General features: G+C 56.8%; 23 protein-coding genes. 2 read left to right on the top strand and 21 right to left on the bottom strand.

Annotation, left to right across the window (positions count from 1 at the left end; all coding sequences use genetic code 11):
- Positions 1–500: 500 nt before the first annotated feature.
- From AC6ROY_RS09345 to AC6ROY_RS09265, 17 genes are all read right to left on the bottom strand, one after another.
- Complete coding sequence (locus AC6ROY_RS09345; protein WP_500100174.1) at positions 501–1,040, bottom strand: MOSC domain-containing protein; 540 nt, start codon at positions 1,038–1,040, stop codon at positions 501–503.
- A gap of 190 nt (positions 1,041–1,230) precedes the next feature.
- Positions 1,231–2,142 carry an HPr(Ser) kinase/phosphatase gene (gene hprK, locus AC6ROY_RS09340; protein ID WP_500100006.1) on the bottom strand — a complete coding sequence of 304 codons (912 nt, stop codon included), beginning with the start codon at positions 2,140–2,142 and terminating at the stop codon, positions 1,231–1,233.
- Positions 2,143–2,226: 84 nt separating this feature from the next.
- Positions 2,227–2,958 (bottom strand): glycoside hydrolase family 73 protein, encoded by a 732-nt coding sequence (locus AC6ROY_RS09335; RefSeq protein WP_500100004.1) that lies wholly within the window; start codon positions 2,956–2,958, stop codon positions 2,227–2,229.
- Positions 2,959–3,182: 224 nt separating this feature from the next.
- Positions 3,183–4,640, bottom strand: a complete 1,458-nt coding sequence (locus AC6ROY_RS09330; protein ID WP_500100003.1) for a hypothetical protein — start codon at positions 4,638–4,640, stop codon at positions 3,183–3,185.
- 4 nt (positions 4,641–4,644) lie between these two features.
- Positions 4,645–5,262, bottom strand: coding sequence for a putative phage tail protein (locus tag AC6ROY_RS09325; protein WP_500100002.1), 618 nt, complete (start codon positions 5,260–5,262; stop codon positions 4,645–4,647).
- 3 nt (positions 5,263–5,265) lie between these two features.
- Positions 5,266–7,509 carry a hypothetical protein gene (locus AC6ROY_RS09320; RefSeq protein WP_500100001.1) on the bottom strand — a complete coding sequence of 748 codons (2,244 nt, stop codon included), beginning with the start codon at positions 7,507–7,509 and terminating at the stop codon, positions 5,266–5,268.
- Positions 7,510–7,512: 3 nt separating this feature from the next.
- Positions 7,513–8,556 carry a baseplate J/gp47 family protein gene (locus tag AC6ROY_RS09315; protein WP_500100000.1) on the bottom strand — a complete coding sequence of 348 codons (1,044 nt, stop codon included), beginning with the start codon at positions 8,554–8,556 and terminating at the stop codon, positions 7,513–7,515.
- Positions 8,543–8,971 carry a DUF2634 domain-containing protein gene (locus AC6ROY_RS09310; protein WP_500099999.1) on the bottom strand — a complete coding sequence of 143 codons (429 nt, stop codon included), beginning with the start codon at positions 8,969–8,971 and terminating at the stop codon, positions 8,543–8,545. Before AC6ROY_RS09310 ends, AC6ROY_RS09315 begins: the two co-directional genes overlap by 14 nt.
- A complete protein-coding gene (locus AC6ROY_RS09305) occupies positions 8,968–9,276 on the bottom strand; it encodes a DUF2577 domain-containing protein (protein WP_500099997.1) in 309 nt (102 codons plus the stop codon). Before AC6ROY_RS09305 ends, AC6ROY_RS09310 begins: the two co-directional genes overlap by 4 nt.
- Positions 9,273–10,244 (bottom strand): XkdQ/YqbQ family protein, encoded by a 972-nt coding sequence (locus AC6ROY_RS09300; RefSeq protein ID WP_500099996.1) that lies wholly within the window; start codon positions 10,242–10,244, stop codon positions 9,273–9,275. Before AC6ROY_RS09300 ends, AC6ROY_RS09305 begins: the two co-directional genes overlap by 4 nt.
- The gene (locus AC6ROY_RS09295; RefSeq protein WP_500099994.1) at positions 10,237–10,962 is read right to left on the bottom strand and encodes a LysM peptidoglycan-binding domain-containing protein; all 726 of its coding nucleotides are present in this window, start codon (positions 10,960–10,962) and stop codon (positions 10,237–10,239) included. The genes AC6ROY_RS09300 and AC6ROY_RS09295 overlap by 8 nt, the downstream gene beginning before the upstream one ends.
- Positions 10,959–13,049 (bottom strand): hypothetical protein, encoded by a 2,091-nt coding sequence (locus AC6ROY_RS09290; RefSeq protein WP_500099993.1) that lies wholly within the window; start codon positions 13,047–13,049, stop codon positions 10,959–10,961. The genes AC6ROY_RS09295 and AC6ROY_RS09290 overlap by 4 nt, the downstream gene beginning before the upstream one ends.
- A gap of 74 nt (positions 13,050–13,123) precedes the next feature.
- Positions 13,124–13,273, bottom strand: a complete 150-nt coding sequence (locus tag AC6ROY_RS09285) for a hypothetical protein (protein ID WP_500099992.1) — start codon at positions 13,271–13,273, stop codon at positions 13,124–13,126.
- 17 nt (positions 13,274–13,290) lie between these two features.
- A complete protein-coding gene (locus AC6ROY_RS09280) occupies positions 13,291–13,713 on the bottom strand; it encodes a phage tail assembly chaperone (protein ID WP_500099991.1) in 423 nt (140 codons plus the stop codon).
- Between the two features lie 135 nt (positions 13,714–13,848).
- Positions 13,849–14,310, bottom strand: coding sequence for a phage tail tube protein (locus AC6ROY_RS09275; protein WP_500099989.1), 462 nt, complete (start codon positions 14,308–14,310; stop codon positions 13,849–13,851).
- A 1-nt stretch (position 14,311) separates the two neighbouring features.
- Entirely contained in the window at positions 14,312–15,628 is a 1,317-nt protein-coding gene (locus tag AC6ROY_RS09270; protein WP_500099988.1) for a phage tail sheath family protein, read from the bottom strand.
- Entirely contained in the window at positions 15,629–15,871 is a 243-nt protein-coding gene (locus tag AC6ROY_RS09265) for a hypothetical protein (RefSeq protein WP_500099987.1), read from the bottom strand.
- Positions 15,872–16,358: 487 nt separating this feature from the next.
- On the opposite strand from AC6ROY_RS09265, the gene AC6ROY_RS09260 reads away from it, so the two are divergent.
- Together AC6ROY_RS09260 and AC6ROY_RS09255 are read left to right on the top strand one after the other, a co-directional pair.
- On the top strand, positions 16,359–17,114 hold the full coding sequence (locus AC6ROY_RS09260) for a cupin domain-containing protein (protein WP_500099986.1): 756 nt from the start codon (positions 16,359–16,361) through the stop codon (positions 17,112–17,114).
- A 301-nt stretch (positions 17,115–17,415) separates the two neighbouring features.
- The gene (locus AC6ROY_RS09255; RefSeq protein WP_500099985.1) at positions 17,416–18,627 is read left to right on the top strand and encodes an MFS transporter; all 1,212 of its coding nucleotides are present in this window, start codon (positions 17,416–17,418) and stop codon (positions 18,625–18,627) included.
- A 142-nt stretch (positions 18,628–18,769) separates the two neighbouring features.
- On the opposite strand, the gene AC6ROY_RS09250 is transcribed toward AC6ROY_RS09255, so the two are convergent.
- The 4 genes from AC6ROY_RS09250 to AC6ROY_RS09235 all read right to left on the bottom strand — a co-directional run bounded on the left by AC6ROY_RS09250 (position 18,770) and on the right by AC6ROY_RS09235 (position 23,419).
- Positions 18,770–20,143, bottom strand: coding sequence for a sulfatase family protein (locus AC6ROY_RS09250; protein ID WP_500099984.1), 1,374 nt, complete (start codon positions 20,141–20,143; stop codon positions 18,770–18,772).
- Between the two features lie 84 nt (positions 20,144–20,227).
- Positions 20,228–21,088 carry a carbohydrate ABC transporter permease gene (locus AC6ROY_RS09245; protein WP_500099982.1) on the bottom strand — a complete coding sequence of 287 codons (861 nt, stop codon included), beginning with the start codon at positions 21,086–21,088 and terminating at the stop codon, positions 20,228–20,230.
- A complete protein-coding gene (locus AC6ROY_RS09240; protein WP_500099980.1) occupies positions 21,088–21,981 on the bottom strand; it encodes a carbohydrate ABC transporter permease in 894 nt (297 codons plus the stop codon). The genes AC6ROY_RS09245 and AC6ROY_RS09240 overlap by 1 nt, the downstream gene beginning before the upstream one ends.
- 94 nt (positions 21,982–22,075) lie before the next feature.
- Positions 22,076–23,419, bottom strand: coding sequence for an ABC transporter substrate-binding protein (locus tag AC6ROY_RS09235; protein WP_500099978.1), 1,344 nt, complete (start codon positions 23,417–23,419; stop codon positions 22,076–22,078).
- Positions 23,420–23,507 lie beyond the last annotated feature (88 nt).

Genomic DNA, 23,507 nt, shown 5'->3' with positions numbered 1-23,507 from the left:
CTTCTAAATCGAAGCACTTTCGGCGAACACACCTGCATGTTTTGGTTTTGACGGCGGCTTTTCTTGCAGTAATCGAATCGTTCAGCTCTGCTGAGCATGTATAGATTCCAGCATCTTAAGAAAAACTTGTAGTGAAATAAATCACAATGTTGCCGTTGAGTTCACTATAAGCCACTTCGACACGGAATGCAATAGTCAAGTGAAATAAATCACAAATTGGACAAAAAACAAAGTTGCTCCGACTTTGACGCAAGCTTACCGCGACGTTAGCGCCGCAGCGGCTCAGCTTGCAATCGTCCTCCTTTATTAGGAGCGTACACCTGCTTGACTAGTAGATCACTCCAGAAGTGCCGTTACTTTCAGTAAAGCTCAAAATTGCTGGATAACACGAGCCTTTTACGAGCCTTTATAGTGACCGGTACATGGGGATCGATCTACTAGCTCATGAGGTGATCCTCGCTGCCTGGGCTACATCTACCTCACGTGAAGCAGACTACCAGCTACATCACGTGAAGCAGATCACCGGCGCGCAGTATACCCTCGCGCTCTACTGAGCAAACAATGCCGCGCCGCTGCTTGGCGGCCCGCACAAAGCGAGCTGCCGTACCGCTGGCCCCGCTTTCCTGTTCAACGGCCTCCCCCGCATCTTTGCAGGGCAAATTTTCGCCCTCGCTGATCAGTCCGGCTTCTCCCGGGACCAGCAGTCTTGCCCCTGCTTGCAGCAAGGTGAAGTCTTCCATGCCGGACACAAGCACATTCGCCCCAAGCCACGTCGGATGCACCTCAGCAATGCCAAGCTTGTCAGCGATCCGCCGGCAATCCTCAACCGACACGATGCTGATTGGCCGCCGATTGGCGATCATCGTCCCCCTCGGGTAAAAACGCTGGCGGCTGTCTGCCTTGCGCAGCAGCCCATAATGGCGGTCTCCGGGGATTCCACCGAGCTCAAGCTTGATTTCGTCAACCTGCCGGGTTATGAACGTGGACGGGTTATCTGCGATATAAACGCCCTCTACCCTTAGCTTGTGCTGCACCTGCATGCTCCATTCCCCTGCCTTCTTGTTTGCGTAACGTGTGATCCGCGGCAACTACGCCTCTTTACAGGATAGCGGTTGAGCGGCCAACTTATTCAGCGTACTGTAATCCGGCCAGCCCCACATCCCGCGACTCAAGCAACCCGGACATTTCGGTAAACTAAAAAAGAAAGGCACAGGCCATAACGGCCTATGCCTAATCTTCCTGCTGCAAACGCTGCATGAAATCCTCGGCTGCACTGTAGCCCTGCTGGCGCAAGTACCAGTTATTGGCCGCCGCCTCTACCAGTCCTGCGACATCGCGACCCGGCTGAAGCTGAATTTCGATATGGGGAATTTTAATATCCATATATTCCGTAAACTTCTGCTCAAGCTCCAGCTCGTTGTTGAGCGCGTGATCCTGCCATTTGGTCAGCTCGATATCAAGCACGATCCGCGTTTCATCCTGGAAGGCGCTCCGACCATACAGCCGCGACACGTTAACTAGCCCGATGCTGCGCAGCGCAAGGAACTCCTTCGTTTTGCCGCTGTGCGTGCCGAGAATTGTCTCAGGACCGATCTTTTTCAGCACGACGATATCGTCAGCCACCAGCCTGTGCCCGCGGCGGATCAGCGTGTGCGCAGTTTCGCTTTTGCCGACGCCCGACTTGCCCCGCAGCAAAATGCCGATGCCCGACACGTTGACGCAAACGCCATGTACGGCCATCTCCGGCGCCAGCGCCTTGGCTAAATAGCTGTCGATCAGCTCAACGCAGCGGGCGGTCGGCATCGCCGTACGCAGCAGTGGAATGCCCTCTTCCTCGCAATGCTTCTTCAGATAAGTCAATCCATCCAGATTACGCGTCACGACGAAGCAGGGCGGATGGTATTTCACAATGTTGCCGATATACAAATTGCGCTCATCCTCAGTCAGCTTGTGCAAGTAATTGATCTCCTTGCTGCCCAGCACCTGGACATGCGCATGCGGGAAAAAGTCGAAATACCCGACAAATTCCAGACCTGGCCGGTTCGCCCGCGGCTTCGGAATAACAGCATGCATATGCTCGCCGCCCGCCAGCACCTCCAGCGACAAACGCTGGACCAGATCATGAACCGTAACCGATTTCATGGTTGCTGCTCTCCTTCCTGTTTGCCTATCTACATAGGTTGCACATAGATATTCTACACAGGCGGCGAATTCCCTTTTTCCACGCTACACTTCGATTTTGCGATCCAGACGACCGTCGAGCACCGTGTTCACAAAGACAAGCTCCGTCGTCGTCAGCGTCCGGTCCTTGACCTTCTGCAGCCAGCCCCAGTCAAGCCGGTCCTCGTTGTAGGCTTTGCCCAGCACCTCGTACAGCATATCCCACTGCCACGGGTCGAGCTTCATCGGTTGGGACATGTCGTCGTCCTCCTTGATTATCGCGGCTCCGTTCAGACCGCCATTCATTTCAATATCTGGAATACAACCCACTTGCTGATCATAGCCAATTAGTTGGTGAGTAGCGATCAGCCGGTTGAGCTTGTCTGCGTACTGCGGGTCGGTCGCATACCCGCAAGCCAGCAGCATTGCGGTCTGCAGCTGCGGCGAAGCCGCTTGCCGAACCCTTGTGTATCGCGGCAGCTGAAACAGCAGGTCCTGATCGAGAAACCCGTCCGCAATTGTATCATAGGCCCGCCAATTCGCCGCGATGCCGTCATAACGAACCCCGTCGTACACCTCCCACGTTTTGGTCGAGACGGTTCGGCCGCTCCAATACGCATTCGGCTGGCCGCCTCCTGCCTTCAGCCCGACGAGGTTGTTCCAGCTATGCAGCGTGCAGCCCGTCTCCAGCATCGCCTGCGCGATACGGACCGACGGATACAGCGGCGAGCCTTCCGATCTCAATCTGACTGCGATCGGCACGATAGCTGCGATGAAGGCTTGAGGGGTGAGACGCATGAGAGGCGCTCCTTTCTAAAATACTAGTGACAAGCCATACTATTGTTTGTCTCAAATCGCTGTTAATTCCCTCATCCCCAATGTCCGAATCTGGAATCAAATCATACCAGCTAGGCCATGGCGTAGAACAGGATAGCCATCCTGAATTCTAACATCCTCATCTGGGAAAGCTTCAGAAAAGAAATAAATGGTGCCGACCTGTAAGTCCAATTTGAAACAATCCTCTACGCTATTTTTACAACCTCGAAATTAAGATCAACTCCGTTGGACAAGGTAATAGCCGACGCGCATCGTACGTAAATTTCCAGATACTCTCCGGCGTTGATATACAGCGCAGCACTACCGGATATAGAAGTACTAACAATACCTGCAGTATAGGTGACATATGCCAATCTTCGAAATACATAACCATTGACATAAAGATACATCTCGAAATTGCTACCAGCTGGAATACCGGCACCAAGAACAATAGTATTAATTTGATAAATCCCACTTTGAGGCGCAGTGAAGCGATGCGTTGCGATGTCATAATTACCAAGATTATCGTACTGCTCTTGTGGAAACTGTACCTTTGTCCAAGTGTTAGCCGAGATAGACTGCTGTGTACTAGCTGGACCGTACGCACGAGCTGCTGGCCTAGCTCCCCAGGTATTGTCGCCCCATGGATTAACTACACCTGTGTTAACCGATCCACCACTCTGTGCAGCTACTGAGCCAGAAATTGAATTATTTGAGTTTAGCGAGACAACTCCACCATGATATGCAAAAACGGAGAAGGTATTTGTAGAATCCAAAATAGAGCTGAACACGGCCACATTGCAGTAATAACCGACAGATAGCCCATTACTGTGGTTCTGTGCTCTGCACCCCTCAATCCTTCCATTTGCTACCACAAAAGAGAAAGCGGCAGTTGTTTCAGATGGAGTGGTGGCATCACATAAATTAATAATGACTCCACTAGAGTATGATAAATCAAATGCAGCCTTAGTGGCTGACGTTGCTCTAAATCCTCTAATCTCAAGCCGACCATAACAATTCAAAACTTTAAAAGAGTTCACTGTATGAGTAGCGGATAGTATTGTGGCTCCCAACAGCATGATTTGTCCCGTACCCATCTGGAACCCCGCGACTACTACATCCTCAACATAGGTACCAGCAGAAACATTAATTGTGACAGTATGATTAACAATTTGTGGTATGGAATCAACAGCCTTCTGAATCGTCTTAAACGCCCCGGCCGCCGTGTTCGACGTCCCAATGTTGCTGTCATTTCCATCCGTCCGCACATAATAAGTGAGGTCCGCTGTCGTTTTTGTAGGCACAGCGCTATCCAGCTTGCCTTTATCCGCCGCCGACATCAACCCGTTCGCCCCTGTCGTCGCCACGGCTGTAGACGCCTTCCCATTCCAAGCCGCCTTCTCCGCATCCGTTACAAACCGGTTCGCAGCATCCTGCACAATAACCGAAGCCGGGTGCGTTGCGGGGTGCACATAATTATTCGCTCCAGCCGCGATGCCGGCCAGCTTGGCGAAGTCCGCCTTGCTCATGCGTCCGTCCACGGAGGCGGAAGCCTTCTTCACGACCTCCGCGTCCAGCACATCCATATTACCGTTCAAGTCCGCGATATCGACGACATCTGTGCCCTCCGGCTTCTTCAATCCCAAGTTAGGCGTTGTCTGCATAGTCTCACACTCCTGTAAATGTTCGTAATTGCGCCCAAGTCTGGGCCCGCGCCTGCTGCCAGATGAGCGGCTTCACGTTATTCCATACCGTATACGTGTATTTGAAGGCGTACGCCAGATGAGCGGGCTTGATCTCCTCCAGCAGCTGGATCAATCCGGCCATATTCGCCGGGATGCCCTTAACCCCGATAAAATGAATGTCAAAGCTCGCTTCTCCCGGCTTGTCCACAACGCTCACTTCGCCGCCGGAAAATGCCGCTGCCGCTTCTCTGATCATTTGCCGTGTCGTCGTGCCGGTGCCGCGCAGCTTGGCCCGAAGCATCTCCCTGCGCCAGGCATAGGACTGGGTGCGCTCCGTGTTTAGTCCAAACTCCTGCTCCCACAGCACCAAACCCCACGTCGCCGTATTCATAAACAGCTGGTCAAGCTGTTCCTCGATCCGGTACCGGACTTCGCCGATTTCTTCTCCAAGCGTCGCTTGCAGCTCCACCATTTGTCGGCTTTCCTCGTAGTACACGGGCAAATAAGCCATCAGATCGGTCTGAAAGTCTGGAGTCGTCCCCAGATCAGCGTCCTCGCCGCCAAAGGGCAGCGTGTTATACAACCATTGTCCGTAGGCCACTGGTTACACCCCCTTGAGCTGATTCCAGGTCAACGGCCCTTTAGACATCACATCGGCCACATAAGCCAGCTCCCGCGGCGTACCCCACACATTGTCGCCCTGGGCGGCCTGGAAGTGTAAAATTTTCATTGTGCTTTTATTAAACACAAGCGCATTGACTTTGCCGCCACTAGTGTCCGTGTACGTATTCAGCACCAGCATGTCCTGATACTGGGTATCGCCGGAGGCCGAATTTAAACCGCCAAGCGAAGTAAAATACAGACCAAGAAAGCCCTTGGGTGTTGCCGCAGGCTTGACAACGCGGTCATCTGTCCGCTGCACTCTGGCATGCTCATGCGCCGCCGGGGCAAACGTGGACGGCTTGCCCGTCACCTCCGCCCAATCCACAGCGCCCCAAGCCGCGCTCCCGGCCGTCGCTCCCGCCTTCAGCACCTTGCCGCCGCTGCTTGTACCCGTCGCCGGGACATGCTGATTGCCGTCGCCCGTAGGATGCACGTACGTGTTGGCGCCCGACGTTACGCCGTCCAGCTTCGCCTTGTCGGCTGCACTCATCAACCCATGGGATGACTGGGTGGCCATGGCAGTCGAGGCCTTGCCATTGAGCGTTTCTTGCAGCTGAGAGATCGAATTTATACTCGGCATTCCATTTGTAATGACAGCTCCCATAGGCAGCACTTGTCCTGTACCCAGCTTGAGCACAGAGCTATCCGAGTTGCGTGCGGCAATCAGCAGCATATTAGGAGTAACCAGTCCGGCAGACAAAGCGGCATAATCGGCTACTTTGAGCGTTGCGAACGTTTCACCCGGATTGTGCACCGCATACAGCGAGCGCCAGTCGGAACTGGACAGCAAAATTCCGTTTTCATCCACCGTTACGGGCGCAGATGAACCAATTCCGGAAATAACGGTGCCGGGTGCAGGCGGCAGTATCTCAATAAAACCGGTTGGATTAATAGCCTTGTCCATCGGCAAAATGATAAATCGGAATGTCCATTGCAGCCTGTCATTTTTCCAAGTAATGGTTCCACCTCCACTCAAAATAAATTGAGCCTGGAGGTAGTCGCCAATCTGATCTATTTTACTCGCATAGCTATTCCAAGACGCCTTCTCCGCATCCGTGACGAACCGCTTCGCCGCGCTCTCCGTCACGTCGGCCGCTGCATGCCCGTGTGCGGCTGGCGCAAATGTCGACGGCTTGCCCGTCACCTCCGCCCAATCCACCACGCCCCACGCCGCGCTTCCGGCTGTCGCTCCCGCCTTCAGCACCTTGCCGCCGCTCGACGTTCCCGTTGCCGGGATATGCTGGCTGCCATCTCCCGTGGGATGCACATATGCATTTGCGCCGGCAGCTACCCCGTCCAGCTTCGCCTTATCGGCCGCGCTCATCAGCCCGCTCGCGCTTGTCGTCGCTGCTGCCGTCGAAGCCTTCGCCGTCCACGCGGCCTTTTCCGCGTCTGTGACGAACCGGTTGCCCGCATCCTGCACGATCATCGACGGCGGATGGCTGGACGGATGCACATAAGCATTTGCGCCAGCGGCGATCCCGGCCAGCTTCGTTTTCTCCGCAGACGTGTAGTCCTCGGCGCTCAGCTGCTTGCCGACAACCTTATCGACCTTCGTCGCCAGCTGAGCCGTCATCGTCGCCGCGAAGTTCGGGTCATTATTCAGCGCCGCGCCAAGCTCCTGCAGCGTATCCAGCGCCTCGGGAGCAGCTCCGACCACCTGCTGGATACGCTGATCCGTCTCTGCTTTCGTATAGGTGACGGCTTTATCCGCCTTCGTGGTCAGCTGTGTATCGACATACGTCTTCGCCGCTTTGCCGTTTTCGACAGCCGTCAGACGTCCTTCCGCAGCAAGCGCCCTCGCATCTGCCGCTCCCCTGTAGCGATCCAGCTCGGTTTGCGTCGCCGTGACACTCGTTTGCAGCGCGTTGATATCGTCAGCCTCTACCGTATCGCCGGGCGTCTCATAGGTGACATAGATGACGGGGGCCGCACTGAACGCCCGCAGCTCTCTGCGCCACGGCATGTCCGCCGGAACGGAGACGACCGCATTCAGCACCTCCTCGCCGGTAAAACGCGAGCCCGTATACACCTTGATGCTGCTGTTCACGATATTGTCATGCGCCAGCGGCCCTTCATACTTCCCGCCAGCAGTCGCCAGCTCTTCCTCAATGACGTAAATGCCGCCGTCCTTGCGTTTGTTCAGCTTGTCGCTGAACCGGTCGATGCCATTCGGATATGCCATGTCTTACACCCCCAAGCCGATCGTGCCAGGCAACGCAATTTCGTCGGCGGACAACGCGACATTCCCGGAACCGCCATTCAGCTGAAGTCCGGCGTAGTCGACCACGCCCGGCGTCTCCAGCAGCAGTGTGCCTATGCGGGCGATTGAAACGTACGACACCGTAAACGCCATCTCCTTCAGAAATGCACCCAGCGCCGCTGCAAATGCGTTCGTCACCTGCTGCAGCGTGTAGCCCTGCGCCAGCGTAACCGTCGCTGCGACTGCGACAGGCTTGGCTGCTGCGCTGGCTACGGTCACGGCAGCGCCAATCGGCGCCTTCCCTGCGCCGCCTCCCGATGCCCCGGGGTCAATCGTCTGCTGCACCTCCTGCACAAGCTCTGACGACGCCGGAGCAAATGTCGCATCGACGATAACTACCTTGACCGTCCCCGGACCGTTCCACAGCGGAAATACTTTGGCCGCGCCTACGCCCGGCACCTCGCCGGCCCACTCCAGATAATGCGCGATATTTCCGCTCGTCGCAGGGCGCTGCGTCTGCTGGCGGTAGCGCTGCAGCAAGGCGGCGTCGCTCTCCGTATCTTCGCCGGGAATCAGCACTGCGCCGAGCGTCGCCGAGGTCAATCCCGGCGCCAGCTCCACCGGCTGCATCGCGCCGAACGGCGTATTGCCGACTGCCCCGGCCGTCTCGGCCTCCAGCCGGACGGCTTCCCCCGCCTCCAGCGCCCGGAAATACAGGCCGCCTGCATAAAATCGGGCCCCGGCGCTTACCGCCGTATTAAAGGTCCCTGCCCGGACCGCCTTGGTGGCGAGCCGCCGGACGACGCCAAGCTCGCTTGTGCGGCGCTCCAGCCACTCGCCGCTGGACGTGCTGGCGAAGCCAAGCCGCAGGCTGCCGTCCAGCCCGATATACGCCTGCGCCAGCTCGGCGGCCGTCGGAGCAAGCGCATCGAAGATCATGCTGCCCTGACGCTTGTCCACATCTGCGGGCACGCGATCCAGCATCCGGCGCAAAATCGCTTCATACGTCTGCTGTTCATACAAGTCCATTCACCTCTTTCGTTATCCCCAGGCTGCCGTAATCCGACATGACCGTGAAGGCCACCTGCGCCTGGTTGTCTTGCAGCACGATCCGCATATCCTCCACCGCGCGCACCCGGTCATCCTGCAGCAGCGCTTCCCGGATGCGGCGGGTCAGCTCCGAGCGAATCAACAGCGGGTCCGCGCCCAGCAGCCCCCTCAGCTCGCTGCCGTAATCGGCGTTGTATACCGCATGCTCGAAGCGTTCCGTACTCAGTATTTTAAATACCATTTGCCGCACGGCGTCCAGCCCGTCAATCGTAGTCGGCTCAAGCGCCCCGCTCTCCGGACGCAAGCCCGGCACATCCAGCGCATACGTACGGCTCGGATGCTTCACCCGCCGCAGCGTCACCTCGTCACTCCATACACTGCCCTGAGGGATCATGGCGACACCATCCGGTCCAGCACAACAAACTGCCCGCCGCCCTGCTGCCGCAGCAGCAGCACCTGATCCCCGGCATAAAGCCCGTCCCGGATCACGACCGTCTGCCCGGCCAGCGACAGCTCCTGACGTCGCAAGCCCTCCGGCACCAGCAGCAGCTCCGCCGGCAGCCGAAACCGTTCGTCCACGCTGATCTCCAACGGCTCGACGCCAACAACGGTACCGAACAGCACCGCTACCGGCTGACCGGCGTCAACGGCGCCGAGGCTCGCCTTTTTAATGACATCCAGCATTCGGCCTACGCTCATGCTATCACCTTCAATTCCAGATTCATCGTATGCTCGCCGCCCGTGAAGGTATGTGTGCATTCCTCCACCAGAAACGGCTTCTCCAGCCCCAGCTCGGCCAGAAAAATAAACACGTAGTACCCGGCCCGCACCCGGATATCGCCGAGCGCATTCAGACTGAGCGTCCGCTGCTCGCGGTTGTGCCGCGCCATCAAGTTGCCGAGCAGCTCCACCAGCTGCGCTTCGTTCATATTGTCATTGGCCTTATGGTACAGCTGAAGCCGGCCCCATTTGGCAATATTGGCGCTATCCTGCTCGATATAAACGTCACGGCGACGCGTCTCCTTGTTGTCGCGCACCAGCTTGACCCGATTGTACGTCTCCTCATCAATGGACCGCTTGTAGCTGTAGTCCACCAGCAGGCTCCCGTCCCCGATCGAAAAATACAGCCGCAGCACATTCATATCCCGCAGCGTCAGAGCGCCGAAATCATCGTACAAAATAAAATTGCCCTGCCCGGCAATAAGCGTCAGGTCCAGCGCCTTCAACGCAATATCGAGCAGCTTCTGCCCGTCCTCCACCATCGAAGGAATGACGTATTTCGTGTCCTGCAGCTCCCCCGTTTTCATCCCCAGATCGCCCGCCAGACGCCGGATCACTTCCGTGGCCGTAGCCTTCGTAAATACGTACGTGTCATTGCCCATCCAATAACGCAGCTGGTCAAACGCAGTCAGCTTCACCTGCTCGGACGTATCTTGCTCGATCGTAAACACATAGCCGAAAAAAACAGGCGTATCCCCCTTCTGGACCCGCACAACGGCTCCCGGCTCCAGCCGGAAGGACGCCTGCTGTACAAGCGACCCTTTGATCAGCGTCAGCTCAAGACTCGACGGCTTGGCGATCCGGCTCGTTTTCCAGGACAGCTCTGCCGTTAGCCGGGACACGTCCCAGACGTTGCCGTCCCGGTTATCAATCAGCACTTCAAACATACGTCTCCACCTCCGGCAAACGCAGCTCCCGCCCGATCTGCAGACGTCGCAGCTCGGCGTCGCTGATGCCGTTCAGCTGCTGAATTTCCCGGTAGCGGGCTCCGCTTCCAAGCAGTCTGGCTGCGATGCTCCATAAGGTATCCCCCGCCACCATCGTGTAGGTCGACGGAATACGACGGTCATCGGCCCGCGCGGGCTCGGCCTCCTCCACCACCGTCCCCCCTTGCAGCGGGTCCACGACGATATTGACCTTCTTGGCCGCATAGAAGACGTAGGCTTTGAGCGCCAGCTCATATTCGATATCTCCCGCATTGCCGGCAGACTCCCGCCAGTCGAACCGCTCGATGCTGACGGGCAAGTTCAGCTGGATGCCCAACAGCTGCCCCTCAGTCAGCTCAGCCTGCGCTCCGGTCACCGCGATCCGAATCGGCCGTCGGCTCTGCATCCAGTCCTGGAGCTGCTCCACATACCAGAGAGCGGGATACAAACCCTTGTCGCTGACTTGGACATACGGATACGCCGCAGCCGGGAATATGCCGGACCAGCTGATCTCGCGCAGCTGCGGAAGCTGGATCGTATTGATCTGTCCAAGTCCGACGATGTCATAGGTTTTGCCCTCCGCGTTTTGCTTGATCTCCAGCGTTTCCGGATTAACCGGCAGCCGAAACCACGATTCCGCATTGTTCCAGCCTAAAAAAATGCCATAGGGTACCTTCACGCATACACCCCTCCCGCCGTTCGGGCGAACTCATCCTGCAGCGAATCGGTAATTTTGCGAACCAGTTCGTCCACATCCGCAGTGCTTCGGATTTCCCCGGTTTCCACCTGAACCGTCGGCGTTAACGTCACGAAGTTTTGAATCGAGCGAAGATCCGCCAGCTCGCGCAGCAGCTTGAGGTCTTCATTGGCAATATCCACCTCGCCGCCGACCTTGACGTTGTCCTTTATTTTGCCGACCTCGTCGACCTTCTTGATTTTTGCGCCCTGATTCCACTTGTCCAGCACATCGCCCTGTTTAAACTTGTCCATGAAGGAACCGCCTGCTTGCAGCGATTTGTTCGCCCAGTCCTTTCCGGCTGTGAAGCTGGCGCCGATTTCCTTGAACTCCATCTTGCCATCGGAATAATCGGTTTTCTCAAACATACTGTTCCATTTCGGAGGATTGGACTTAAACAGGTTGTTGAATTTATTGATATCGGCCTCAGGAATCGTAACATCCAAACTAACCCCGGGAAGCTTATTAAGCAGTTGAATGCTTCCATTAACCAAACCTACGACGCTATTCCACACATTCAACAGAATATCAATGATAAAAATCGACATATCCTGAAATAGCTTGACAATGGCATACACTGGATCTTTCAGAAAGTTCATGATGAATTCTGAGAAAGATAAAGACAGATTGATTACAGCAGCGACAATATTATATAAAAGAGCATACAAATACATGATCGAGCCAACTGCCGTGCTAATGATTTCCCCCATCGAAAATCCCATACTATGGAGCGTAGCGATAATAAGTGCAACCGCCGCAACCACAAGCAGCAGCGGCCAAGTGGCCGCGACCCAATTGACGATCCACATCACGGCTAAAACCGCGAGCGCAACGCCGATCCCGAATAATATAGCTTTGAGCAAACCTAAGTGCTCCAGTATATAACCAACCGCCGATTCCGCTACCGAGGCAATCATATAGAAGGCCGCGCCAAAGCCGACGAAAAACGAATTGAACTTCCCGGCGTTGAAGGCTTCATTCAGCTTGCCCAGAGCCTTGGTAATTTTGTCGAGAGCAGGAAGCGCTGCTTCCGCCAAGCCGGATTTATAGCTGCTCTGCAAGGACGCAAGCTGGTTTTGGGCTGTACCATTCATGACCTCAGAGCTTTTCGCCCCCATGCCCTGCTCAGCCATCAACTGCTCGATCCCTTTGAATACCCCTTGAAAATCATTTTTCTTGCCTTTGGCGTCAAGCTTTAACGGAGCCACATTGCTTGCGCCAAAAAAGCCCTCCAGCGCCTTGACATCCCCGTTTAACGCCGAAATCACCGCTCCGTGCGCTTTTTCGAAGCTGGTATTGACCGGACCGGAGGCTTTGAGCTGGGCGGCAATCTGATTAACGCGGCTTAGGTGATCGGTGTTTTGGGTTGTCGGGAACGCCGCGATCGTCGCTGTCAAATATTCCTTGATATCCACACCCTGCTTGAGCGCATCCGCCTTGAACTTCTCGAACATGGCAGTACCCACATCCTCTTGGCCTGTCCGGGCGATAAATAACGTTTTAAACTGGTCCTGCTCCATCGCCCCTTGAAAAGCGTTTTTGCCCAAAGCTGTTGCCCTGGCAATCAGGCTTGCTCCCGCCTTATTCAGCTTTTCATATGCCTTCACCCAGCGGTTCGCTTCTTTTTTCTTCTCCTCGGCAGCCTTCTCCAGTTGGCCCTCAGCCTCCTTAGCCTGAGCAGAGGCTTGAGCCTGGGCCTGGGCAAAAGCGCTTCCCCCCGCATTCCGCTGCTGCCTGTTGAATGCCCACGATTTGGCTGAGCTGGACTGGATCAACGCCTGAACGCGCACGTTGAAGGCATTGGTTACCGAAATGGAAAATAAATGGGTGATTGCTTGCTTGGCAGCTTGCTGCAGCGCAGGACGGGGAGCTGGTCGATTTCCCGCAGGGTCCCCCGGGCGTATAAATGATCCACTGCGGGCCGTCGTTGTCGGCTGACGGCTCATCGTGTTCGCCTGATTAGCCTTGTTCAGCAACTGCGCCACGGCTGCGAGCAGCTTCAGGCTCCCCAGCAGCGTATTAGGTTTCATCTGTCGTCCTTCCTCCCTTCCACGCCGACCGCCGCTGCTCAGGACTTAGGTCCGCCTGCGGCAGCGCAGCAGCGTTATTTTCGTCTGGCTCGCTCTCGCTTCTCGCTTTCCACACGAATATCGATCATCGCAAAGACGGCGGCTTGCTCGCGCCGGGACATCGCGACGAGCACATGGGGCAAAATATGCAGCTCATGGAGGGCGTAGTAGGCGTAATTTGCCAAGCCGTCGCCCTCGTTGATCAGTTTTTTACGTCGTCCACCAGCTCGTTCATTTCCTTGTCGAAGCCGTTAATCTCCTGCACGCGCTGCACGAGCGCCGTATATTCGCCGGGCAGCAGCATTTTGCGCAGCAGCGCCTCGGCGCCCATGACGCCGTACGATTTCTGCAGCTCCGCATCGCGGAGGCGGGGGAACACGATGCTGGCGACGGCCAGCTTCGCCATATATTCCTCCGGACTCGTTTCCGTCGTGTACGAGCCATGCTTGCCCTTGATGCGACGGGTGGCCGCCTTGCGGCAGTCTTCATTTTCCGCCTCGGTCATGCTGCGCAGCCGCCACGGGACGGGCTGACCGTCCTTGTCCTTGAAGCGCTCCGAAACGACAAATTCCTCCGTTACCTCACCGACGACATTTTGTGCGAAAAATACCGATAAATCACTCATTGCTGCTTCCTCCCTCGCTTGAATGAACCTAAATGAACTTATAACGAGCCTTCATGATTGGCCCGGGCCGAGCGGTCGAATAGCGCGTCACCCGGGCCCATGTCCCTTGAGCTAATACTCGAACGAACAAACCTTTTACCCTTGCGTGGCCGTAAATGCATTCAGAACTTCGACATCCTCGAAGGTGAACGCAATTTCCTCCTCCAGCGCCTCCGCTTCGGTGTCGAGGGAAGCCATAATGACGCTGTCGAGGTTTACGCCCTTCACGACAACCGTCTGGTTGCCGATATTGGACGAAGGCGATTCGTTGACGACCATAATGTCGAAGTATGTATCGACGCCGGTCTTGATGTAGCCGAGCATCAGCTCGCGGAACTTGGAGGTTACATAATAGATGGTCAGGCTGCCGGTTCCTTTCCAGCCCTTGGCCTTGTGCTGCGTGCCGCGACGGCCAAGCGTCTTGATCTCCGCCTTCTCCTTCTCCACCTTCGCCTCCAGCTTCTTCACATAAAACATTTCAAACACTTGCCCGTTGATCGTCGCGTACGCGCGGCCCTCTTGCCCGCTGATCGTGTTTCTCGCCTCCAGAAATGCCATCTTACTTCACCGTCACTTTCATGTAGATTTTTTCGATGGAATCGACCGGCTGAACGTTCAATTCGACGTAGACGCTGTCCGATTCGGCGCCCGGCAGCACGATAATATCGGTCTGGGCGTCAAATTGCTGGATCGCTCCGATGCTTTGCAGCGTGTCGAGGTAAGCGATGCATTCCTTGCGGAACAGGTTGCGGCCATCTGCATGGTTGTCCACCTTGCCGATATAATACGATTCGAAAATGCGCTTGAAATCGTCGGCGATGCCGTCCAGCACCCGCATGACGCGGTTTTTGGCAAAGGCGCGGCCTTTGGTCGGCGTGAAGCTGCGGAACGTGTTGATATCCTGCTCCACGATCGCTTTGCCGCTGCCGGACACGAACACAAATTCACCGTTTTGCAGCGCCGCTTCGATCTGCGCGTTGGTGTAGCGAGTATCCACATCGGCGGCGTCATCGTATGCCTGGTACGTCAGCGACTGGTTCATCGGCGCGCCGGCCGTAGCGGCGGCTACCCAGACGGTCGCCTTCTGCGCATTCAGCACCGTGCCGTCCGTCAGCACGACACCGTTTTTCACGCTGATAATGCCTTCATGGTCGGCGGCCGGATAGTTTTCCAACACGGCCTTGACCTTGCGGCCCTCGGCGTCGCGCAGCCGCTTGATGAAAGCGGCATAGACCGCTTTAAGCGATGCATCGCCCGACACCAGCGCCAGCGTATGAAATTCCTGCACCTCGACTGCGCCGAGGAAATCGCTGTGGTTCTGGTTGGTCACAGCGCCGTCGGCGCCGCCCGTCAGCGGCGAGCCGGCGGTCGCCGTCAAGGCGCCCGTTCCGCTGAACACGACCCAGCCATTTGGCTTCAGCCCGGCAATGTCGGCCACCGTCTGGCTGTCGATGGTCTGACCGGACAGCACTGTGCGCACATCAAATTTCGTGTTATCGTCGACGTTCGGCTGGATGACAACCGACAAATCGTTGCCGCGCAACCCGCTGTGCACAGCCGTTACGGTCAGCGCGGTTACCGCAACCGCCGCCTTCACGCCTTCGTTCAGCCGGTACAGCAGCACCGTTTTGGCCCGCTTGAGCGCCTCCTTCACCAGCACCAGCTGCGGCGCGGTCAAGTCGTAGCCCAGCTTCGCACGCACATCATCCTCAGCCGAGATCGCGATCATCTTGCGAGCTTCGCCCCAGCTAAGCGCCAGCGCCAGCGCCATAATGCCGCGCTCGCCGACTGCGCCCGCCGCCTTGCCCTCGCCGACGAAATTCATGTAAACCCCCGGACGCACCTTGTTTTGCGTTGTCCATGTTCCTCCTGCCATTTACAGCACCGCCCTCTTCATAAATTGGTTAATCAGCTCTTCGGTTTCCTGCTGGGTGTACAAGCCCTCTTCCTCCAGCAGCGCCATCAGCACATCCTTGTCCGCCTGGACGAACTGACGCGCTTGCAGCAGCTGCGCCTTCGCATAGCGGGCGGGCTCAGCCGTCCGGGCGTCAGCAGCTGCCGCCGTCACATACTCACCGGCAGCCACAGCCTCTGCCTCGGCGCCTTTGCGTTTGGTCATCGTAGCTTTGCTCCCTTCCAATTCGGTATCGGGAAAGGCAGTTCACCAGGCGAGGCACGGCGGCTTCGTCTCGTTCCCCTCCGGTCTTCCACACGCCGTCAGCGCCCTGCGGCCAACAAAAAACGACGGCTCCGTATTCGGAACCGCCGTCTTCGTTGACCTCTCTGCTAACTTTCCCACGTTATCATAATAGCACGGGTTTTCGGACGTTTTGCGACTCGCGGGGGTCATCGGCCGGACAACGATGCGTCATCCATGCGTCACCCTTTTCCGCAGCGCCCTCGGAAGGTCGGCTTCACCAGCACAGACTCGCCTCTATCTGCCAGGAGCACCCCCAAGAGCCGCTGACCCGCGCCTTGCCTGACTTCTGGAGAACCCCTACACTGACGCTCCGTTCACGCATTTCTGGGCGCTTGCATACACTGAAAAGGCAAATGGCGGGTACAGCGAACGTACATCGTACCGCGCAGAAGGGTAGGAGAACAACATGACTTCGTATGTGAATCAAGCGTCGACGGCGCCACAGTTCTTTTATGATCTGAGCAACAGCTTGTTCTACAAGCAGGATGACCGCAACTATATCACCTCGCTGACCCTGCAGCAGTTGAACACGCTCGGCAACACCTCGCTGCTCGATATTTACCTCAGCGCCGGGCATCTGGTCGAGCCGCATTACCACCCGAATGCCAACGAGCTGATCTACTGCATATCCGGCTCCGCCGTCGTCGGGCTGATCAATCCGTTTACTAATGAGCTGATGAACTTTCCTGTCAAGCCGGGACAGGTGGTCAACCTGCCGCAGGGCTGGTGGCATTATGATATCGCATCTACCGATAATACCCATCTGCTGGCGATTTTTGACGTCTCGATGCCGCAAACGGTGTTCGGCTCGGATATTTTACGGCTGACTCCGCCAGCTGTGCTGGCCCATGCGTATTGTCTGGACGAAGCCAAAGTACGGGATACGCTTGCTCCAATCCGCACGACTACGATCATCGGCCCGCCGACCGGCTGCAAGGCCAACCAGGTCCAAGGCGAGACGGCCAACATGCCCCAGCAATCGGGCGCGCTGCCCAATAGGATGGCCCCTACCGCCAACCAGGGCTACTACCCGCATGCGGCGTATCAGCGGACGGATGGTCCGCAGCCTGCCGTACACACCTACCCGCCTGCGCCTTATGCCCATGCCCAGCGGCAGCCCTCCTCCTATGTCCCGACGAACGGATCCCGTCCCTTCTTCTGATCAATTGAACCATCCCCCCAAACGGAGCGCAGAGTGAAGCAGCTTCGCCTGCAAGGTGAAAAGTCCCCGGCCGCTGTGACAGTGGCACGGGGATTTTCGTATGATCAGCTTGGTTGGCCTTTTTATGTCCGGCACTACAATCGCCTGAGCGAAACATAGGCGCCTCCTCGCAAACAGGTTGCATCCTCCTTTCACATTTAGTATGATATAGAACGAACGTTCAGTATACTTTTGATAAAAATGAACCTAAAAAAGCTATGCGACTCTGCCGTATCGCCTACATAAGAAAGGACTTGCACTCATGTCATTACTACTGCGCAACCGAGCGGCCGTGCTGCTCCTGATGATTAATATTTTACTTGTGTTTACCGGAATCGGGCTGGTTATTCCTGTTATGCCTACTTATATGAAGGAGCTTCATTTGAACGGCGGCATTCTCGGCTTTATGGTTGCCGTTTTTTCCGTCGCGCAGCTTGTTGCTTCCCCGCTTGCAGGCAGGCTGTCCGACGCCATCGGCCGGAAAACAAATATTGTAGCCGGTATCGCCGTGTTTGCGGTATCGGAGTGGATGTTCGCGGCGTTCAGCGACCCTGTGCTCCTGTTTGCTTCGCGGATTTTGGGCGGAATCGGGGCTGCGCTCGTGATGCCGTCCGTCATGGCTTATGTGGCCGATGTAACCAGCGAGGCGGAGCGTGCCCAGGGCATGGGTTACATCACGGCCGCCATCACAACGGGCTTCATTATCGGGCCGGGCATCGGCGGCTATTTGGCGGAATTGGGCACGCGGGTTCCATTTTATACGGCTGCCGCCGCCGGAGCGGTTGTCGCTGTCATTACAGCGCTGGTGCTGCCGGAATCGAAAAGCCGACAGCAGGAACCTGCCTCGGCCTCTCCTGCCGAAGAGCGTCCGCCGGGTCTCGTCTCCCAGCTGCTGTCATCGTATAAGGAGCCTTATTTTCTCAGCCTGGTCATCGTGCTGATCTCATCCTTCGGGCTAGCCAACTACGAGACCGTATTCAGCTTGTTTGTGGACCATAAGTTCGGCTTTACGCCCAAGGACATCGCCTTCATCATTACGTTCGGCTCCATTGCCGGGGCCGTTGTGCAGCTTACGATTTTCAGCTGGATTTTGGAGCGCTTCGGCGAACGGAACGTCATCTCCTGGTCGCTGCTTGTGGCCGGAGTTTTCGTACTGCTGACGCTGCTGACGAATAGCTACTGGCTGATTTTTGCCGTAACGTTTGTGCTGTTTCTGGCTGTCGATATTTTGCGGCCTGCCATCAGCACCCAAATTTCAAAAATGGCCAACGAGCAGCAAGGCTATATCGCCGGACTCAACTCGGCCTTCACCAGCCTGGGCAACATTTTCGGCCCAATCGCGGCCGGACTGCTGTTTGACATCAACCTGAACTTCCCGTATATAACGGCCGGTATCGTTCTGCTGCTCGGCTTCGTGTTTGCCGCTCGATCGGCGCAGAAAGCGCACAAGGCGAAGCTGGCCGCACGCGGCTGACGCGGGCGCTTCGGCGGACCCTGCGGCCGCCCTGCCTATGGAAGCACGCACAGACGTCCCCTCATCTAAAACCGCAACAGGCGGACAGTGAAGCCGAAGATGCTTCGCTGCCCGCCTGCTTCCTGCGGCTTCCCCTGCTGAGCTACCCCTGCGCGATTTCCTGCGGCGTCAGCGCCAGCTGTCCCAGCGGCTGTTCAGCAGCCGATTCGATCACCGGGATCGGTTCGCCGGACTCGGCCAGACGGCGCAGCAGCCGCTCGCGCAGCAGCCGCTTCACCTCGCGGTGGGCAGCGCTGCCGATGAGATTGTTCAGCTCCCAAGGGTCGGCCTGCAAATCGTACAAAAATTCCTCCGCATAGCGGTCGCTGCGGCTATTGGCAATCGCGTCCTTGTGCGGGGCGGACACGCTGTATTTCCACCGCTTCGTGCGGATCGCGCGGCCGACCTGGGCTTCGCTGATCTGCACCAGCGCCTCCTGCGGCCAGTCCACCGGCTCCCGCCGGACAAGCGGCAATAGCGACCGGCCCTGCATCGCCGCGGGGACAGCTCCGCCGGCCGCTTCAATGAGCGTCGGCGGCAAATCAAGCAGGCTGATCAGCTCGGTGATGCGCCCGCCGCCCTGGAAGCCCGGCCCCCAGATCGCGGCCGGAATGCGAATCGAGCTCTCGTGACACGAGCGCTTGTATTCGCCGTTCCGCGTCTTGAAGTGGCAGCCGTGATCCGTCGTAAACAGCACGATGGTGTCCTCCGCCAGCCCCAGGCTGACCAAGGCGTCCATCATGCGGCCCAGCGCCTCATCCAGCCGCTTCACCATCGCATAATAGCCGGGCAAATGACGCGGAGACGTACCTACCAGCTCCGCCAGGTCAGGCGGCGTCCAGCGCGACACGTACCGGTCCTCCTGTCCGCGCGGAGCCGGGTAATCGTCGCTGCGGTTCTGATGATGCGGCTCCAGATACGACAGGAACAGGAAAAACGGCTGCTCCTGCTCCCGCTGCGCGTCGATATAACGAATGGCGGCATCCGTCAGCGCGTCCACCCGATAGCCGGGCAGCTTGACGCGGCGGTTGTCGCCGTCATACAGCACCGTATCATACGCATCGGACGTATGCTCCAGCGAGTCGGCGGCCAGCCAATACTTGTACCCGCCGCGCAGCTCCTCCGGCACCGGCTCCGTCCGGGTCGCCGCCAGATGCCATTTGCCGATATAGGCGGTGTCATAGCCCAGCTCGTTGAACACATGCGCCAACGTCCGGCTATCCGGCGGCAGCGGGATTCCGTTGCGGTAGCAGCCGACATCCGTCGCATAACGGCCGGTTTGCAAGCTGGCCCGTGCCGGACCGCAAACCGGCTGGCACGTAAATGTGTTGTACAGATGGGTGCCAGCCAGCGCCCACCGGTCGAAATTCGGCGTCAAGCCCAGCGGATTGCCGTGCAGGCCCGTTGTATCCCAGCGCTGCTGATCGGTGAAAAAGACGATCACATTCGGCGGACGGCCTCCTTGTCCGGCTTTCATCGCAGCTCATCCTCCTTTCCTCGTAACCTGAGCCAGCCAGCAAGTTCGCTAACGCTTACTCAAGCCCCTTCGTTAATGGTTCAGCTAACCCTTAATGCCGGTTGTCGCGATCCCTTCAACAAAATAACGCTGGAAGAAAAAGAAGATCAGCACCGGCGGCATCACAGCAAGCACCGACATCGCCATAATCTGATTCCATGCTACCGTTCCTCCGGTGGAATCAATCGTCATCCGCAGCGCCAGCGATACGGTGTAATGCTTGACGCTGTTAATGAAAATAAGCGAGTTGAAAAAGTCGTTCCAGGTCCAGATAAACTGGAAAATAGCAGCCGAAAACAAGGCAGGCTTGCACAGCGGCAGCAAAATGCGCGTCAAAATCGTCAGCGGGCTGCAGCCGTCCACGACCGCCGATTCGTCCAGCTCACGCGGCAGTCCGCGCAGAAACTGCACCATCATAAAGATGAAAAACGGGTAACATGCAAACACCGCCGGTACAATAAACGGCCAATAGCTGTCCAGCCAGCCGAGATCGCGGAAAATCAAATACCGCGGGATAATAATGACGGCATGCGGAAGCATCAGCGTCGAAATCATCAGCGCAAACAGCGGCCCCTTCAGCGGGAACTGGAACCGGGCGAAGCCGTAAGCGACGACCGCACTGGATATGACCGTAAACACAACAGTCGGCACAACCATCAGCAAGGTGTTGGTGAAAAACACAGCGTACGTATACTGGCCGGTACCCGTCCAGCCTTTGCTGTAGGCGTCCCAGACAAAGGTTTGGGGCAGCAGCCCCAGCGAGCCGAACAGATCGGTATCCGTCTTGAACGAGCTGAAAAACAGCCAGATCAGCGGGTAAATCATCAGCAGCCCGAAGATGGCCAGCAAGCCGTTTTTCACCAACCGCCGCGTCAGCGTCGACGTTTTGCCTGTCGTAGCCGTCATTAGCCTCTCCCCCCATCCTCATAATGCACCCAGGACTTGGACGAGCGGAAAATGATCAGCGTCATCACCAGAATAATTGCGAACAATACCCAGGACAGCGCCGACGCATAGCCCATCTTGAGCGACTGGAACGCATCATCATAAATTTTCAGGCCGATCAAATACGTCGACTTCATCGGTCCGCCGTTGGTGACGACAAAGGCCGCCGTAAACTCTTGCAGGGCGCCAATCGTCTGCATGACGAGATTAAACAAAATGATCGGCGTCAGCATCGGCACGGTAATGGATGCAAACATCCGCAGCTTGCCGCCGCCGTCCACCATCGCCGCTTCGTACAGATCAAGCGGGATTTGCTTCAAGCCGGCCAGAAACAAGACCATCGACGAGCCGAATTGCCACACGACCAGCAAGCTGATTGTGCCCAGCGCCACCGACGGGCTGCCCAGCCAATCCACCGGCGGAATATGCAAATAAGACAATGCCGCATTAACGATTCCTTCCCGCATAAACAGAAAACGCCATAAAATCGAAATGGCCACGCTGCCCCCGAGAATCGAAGGTAAGTAATAGACGGTGCGGTACAAATTAATAAACCGGCCCTTCCTATTCAAAATGATCGCCACGAGCAAAGCGAAGGCCAGCTTGGCCGGGACGGCGATCAATGCGTAGACAAAGGTTGCGCGTAGCGAGGGAAAGAAATCCTTATCGTTCGTAAACATCGTCACGTAGTTTTTGAAGCCGACAAATTGCGGCTCCTTCACAATGGAATAGTCCGTGAATGAATAATAAAGAGATAAAATAAGCGGATAAAGCTGAAACCAGGCAAAGCCGATCAGCCAAGGTGATATAAACAGCAGCCCCCACATGGCGGGGCGAATCGTTATGCGCTTCAAGAGGACCCTTCCTTTCTCCCGCAGTCTGGCCGGCGGCCATTCGCGGACGAGGAGTACAGCCGAACCGGCCGCACTCCTCTCCAACTGCATCAGCCTACTTCGCTTTCAATTCCTTCAGCTTGCCGCCAAGCTCCTTCATAATGTCATCGGTCGCCTGCTCCGGCGTTACTTTCTGATAAATGAGCTTCTGCAGCGTATCCTTGACGAGCTGCGCCAGCTCCGTATTGGTGCTGATGATGTTCGGGGCGACCGCCTTCACCTTGTTGGCATAGTCCAGACCCTTCGTAATGTTCGGATCAAGCTTGTTCGCATCCTCCAGCGCCTTGCGTGATGCGGCGACAGCCGGAATACCGCGCTGGGTTTCAAGAAGCAGAGCAGCCTCCTTGTCATTGGCCAGCCAGTTGATAAACTTGACCGCTTCCTCCGCATTGGCCGACTTTTTGTTTACCGCAAATCCGGTGCCCGCCACAATCGGATTGCCGGAGGACGGCGCGCCAGCCGTCATCGGGAAGGCGCTGACGCCAAGCTTGCCGCCAGGCACCGCTTTTTTGTACTTGTCATAGCTTTGCACATAGTCGATCAGCAAACCGATTTCACCCTTGATCCACTTCGGATTTTGCTCCATCTTGCCGACGAACGCCGAGCTGTCGCCGAACGGCTCGATGACGCCCGCTTTATACAGCTCCGCTACATACGTTAGTCCTTGCTTTAATTGAGCGGCGTCGAAGCCCGGCGCGTAGCTGTCCTCAATCCACTTCTTGCCTGTAAGCTGGCCGACGTACGGCTGCAGGATCAGCTTGTTCAGCACATCAATGTCCGCTGTCAGCAAATACGCCTTGGCATCCTGGGCATGAATACGCTTGCCTTCCTCCAGCAGCTTCTCCCAGGTCCAGACCGTGTCCGCCGGGATATTGAATTTCTCCAGAAACGCCGGGTTATAAAAGGTTGTCGCCGCAAACGCGCCCGCAGGCATCATCACCATCCGGTCCTTGTAGGTCGCGAAGTTCTGCAGCACATCCGGGGCCAGTCCTGACGTATCCAGTCCCTTGGCCGTCTTCAAATCCAGCAGAAAATCCGACATGTCGCTGTTCCATTCGTACGTATATTGGAGCAGGTCAGGCGCGGTTCCACCGGCAAATTGGGTCAGCAGCTTCTTGTAAAATCCGTCGAAGCCCATATACTCGGCCTCAATTTTTACATTCGGATTCAGCTTCGTGTAAGCATCAATCGCTTTGATCGTCGCCTGGTGACGGGAGTCGTTGCCCCACCAGCTAAAGCGGAGCGTCACTTGCTTGGAAGCGGATTCATTTTTGCCCGTTCCAGCTGAGCCTGCTGCCGGAGCCGGGTCGCCTCCTCCTCCTGCCGCGCAGCCTGCGAGTGCCGTTGTTGCGGCCAGAACAGCCGCCAGGACAGTTGCTTGTTTGCTCTTGCGTTTCATTGTGTGATCCCCCTCTTTCATTCGGCTTGATTGCCGTCTACGCCTTCATCATAGCACCGGCGCCGACGCAGCCAAAAGAGCCGAAGCT

The organism is Paenibacillus sp. sg306046, assembly GCF_059821225.1.
This window is presented reverse-complemented; position numbering and strand designations above follow the sequence as displayed.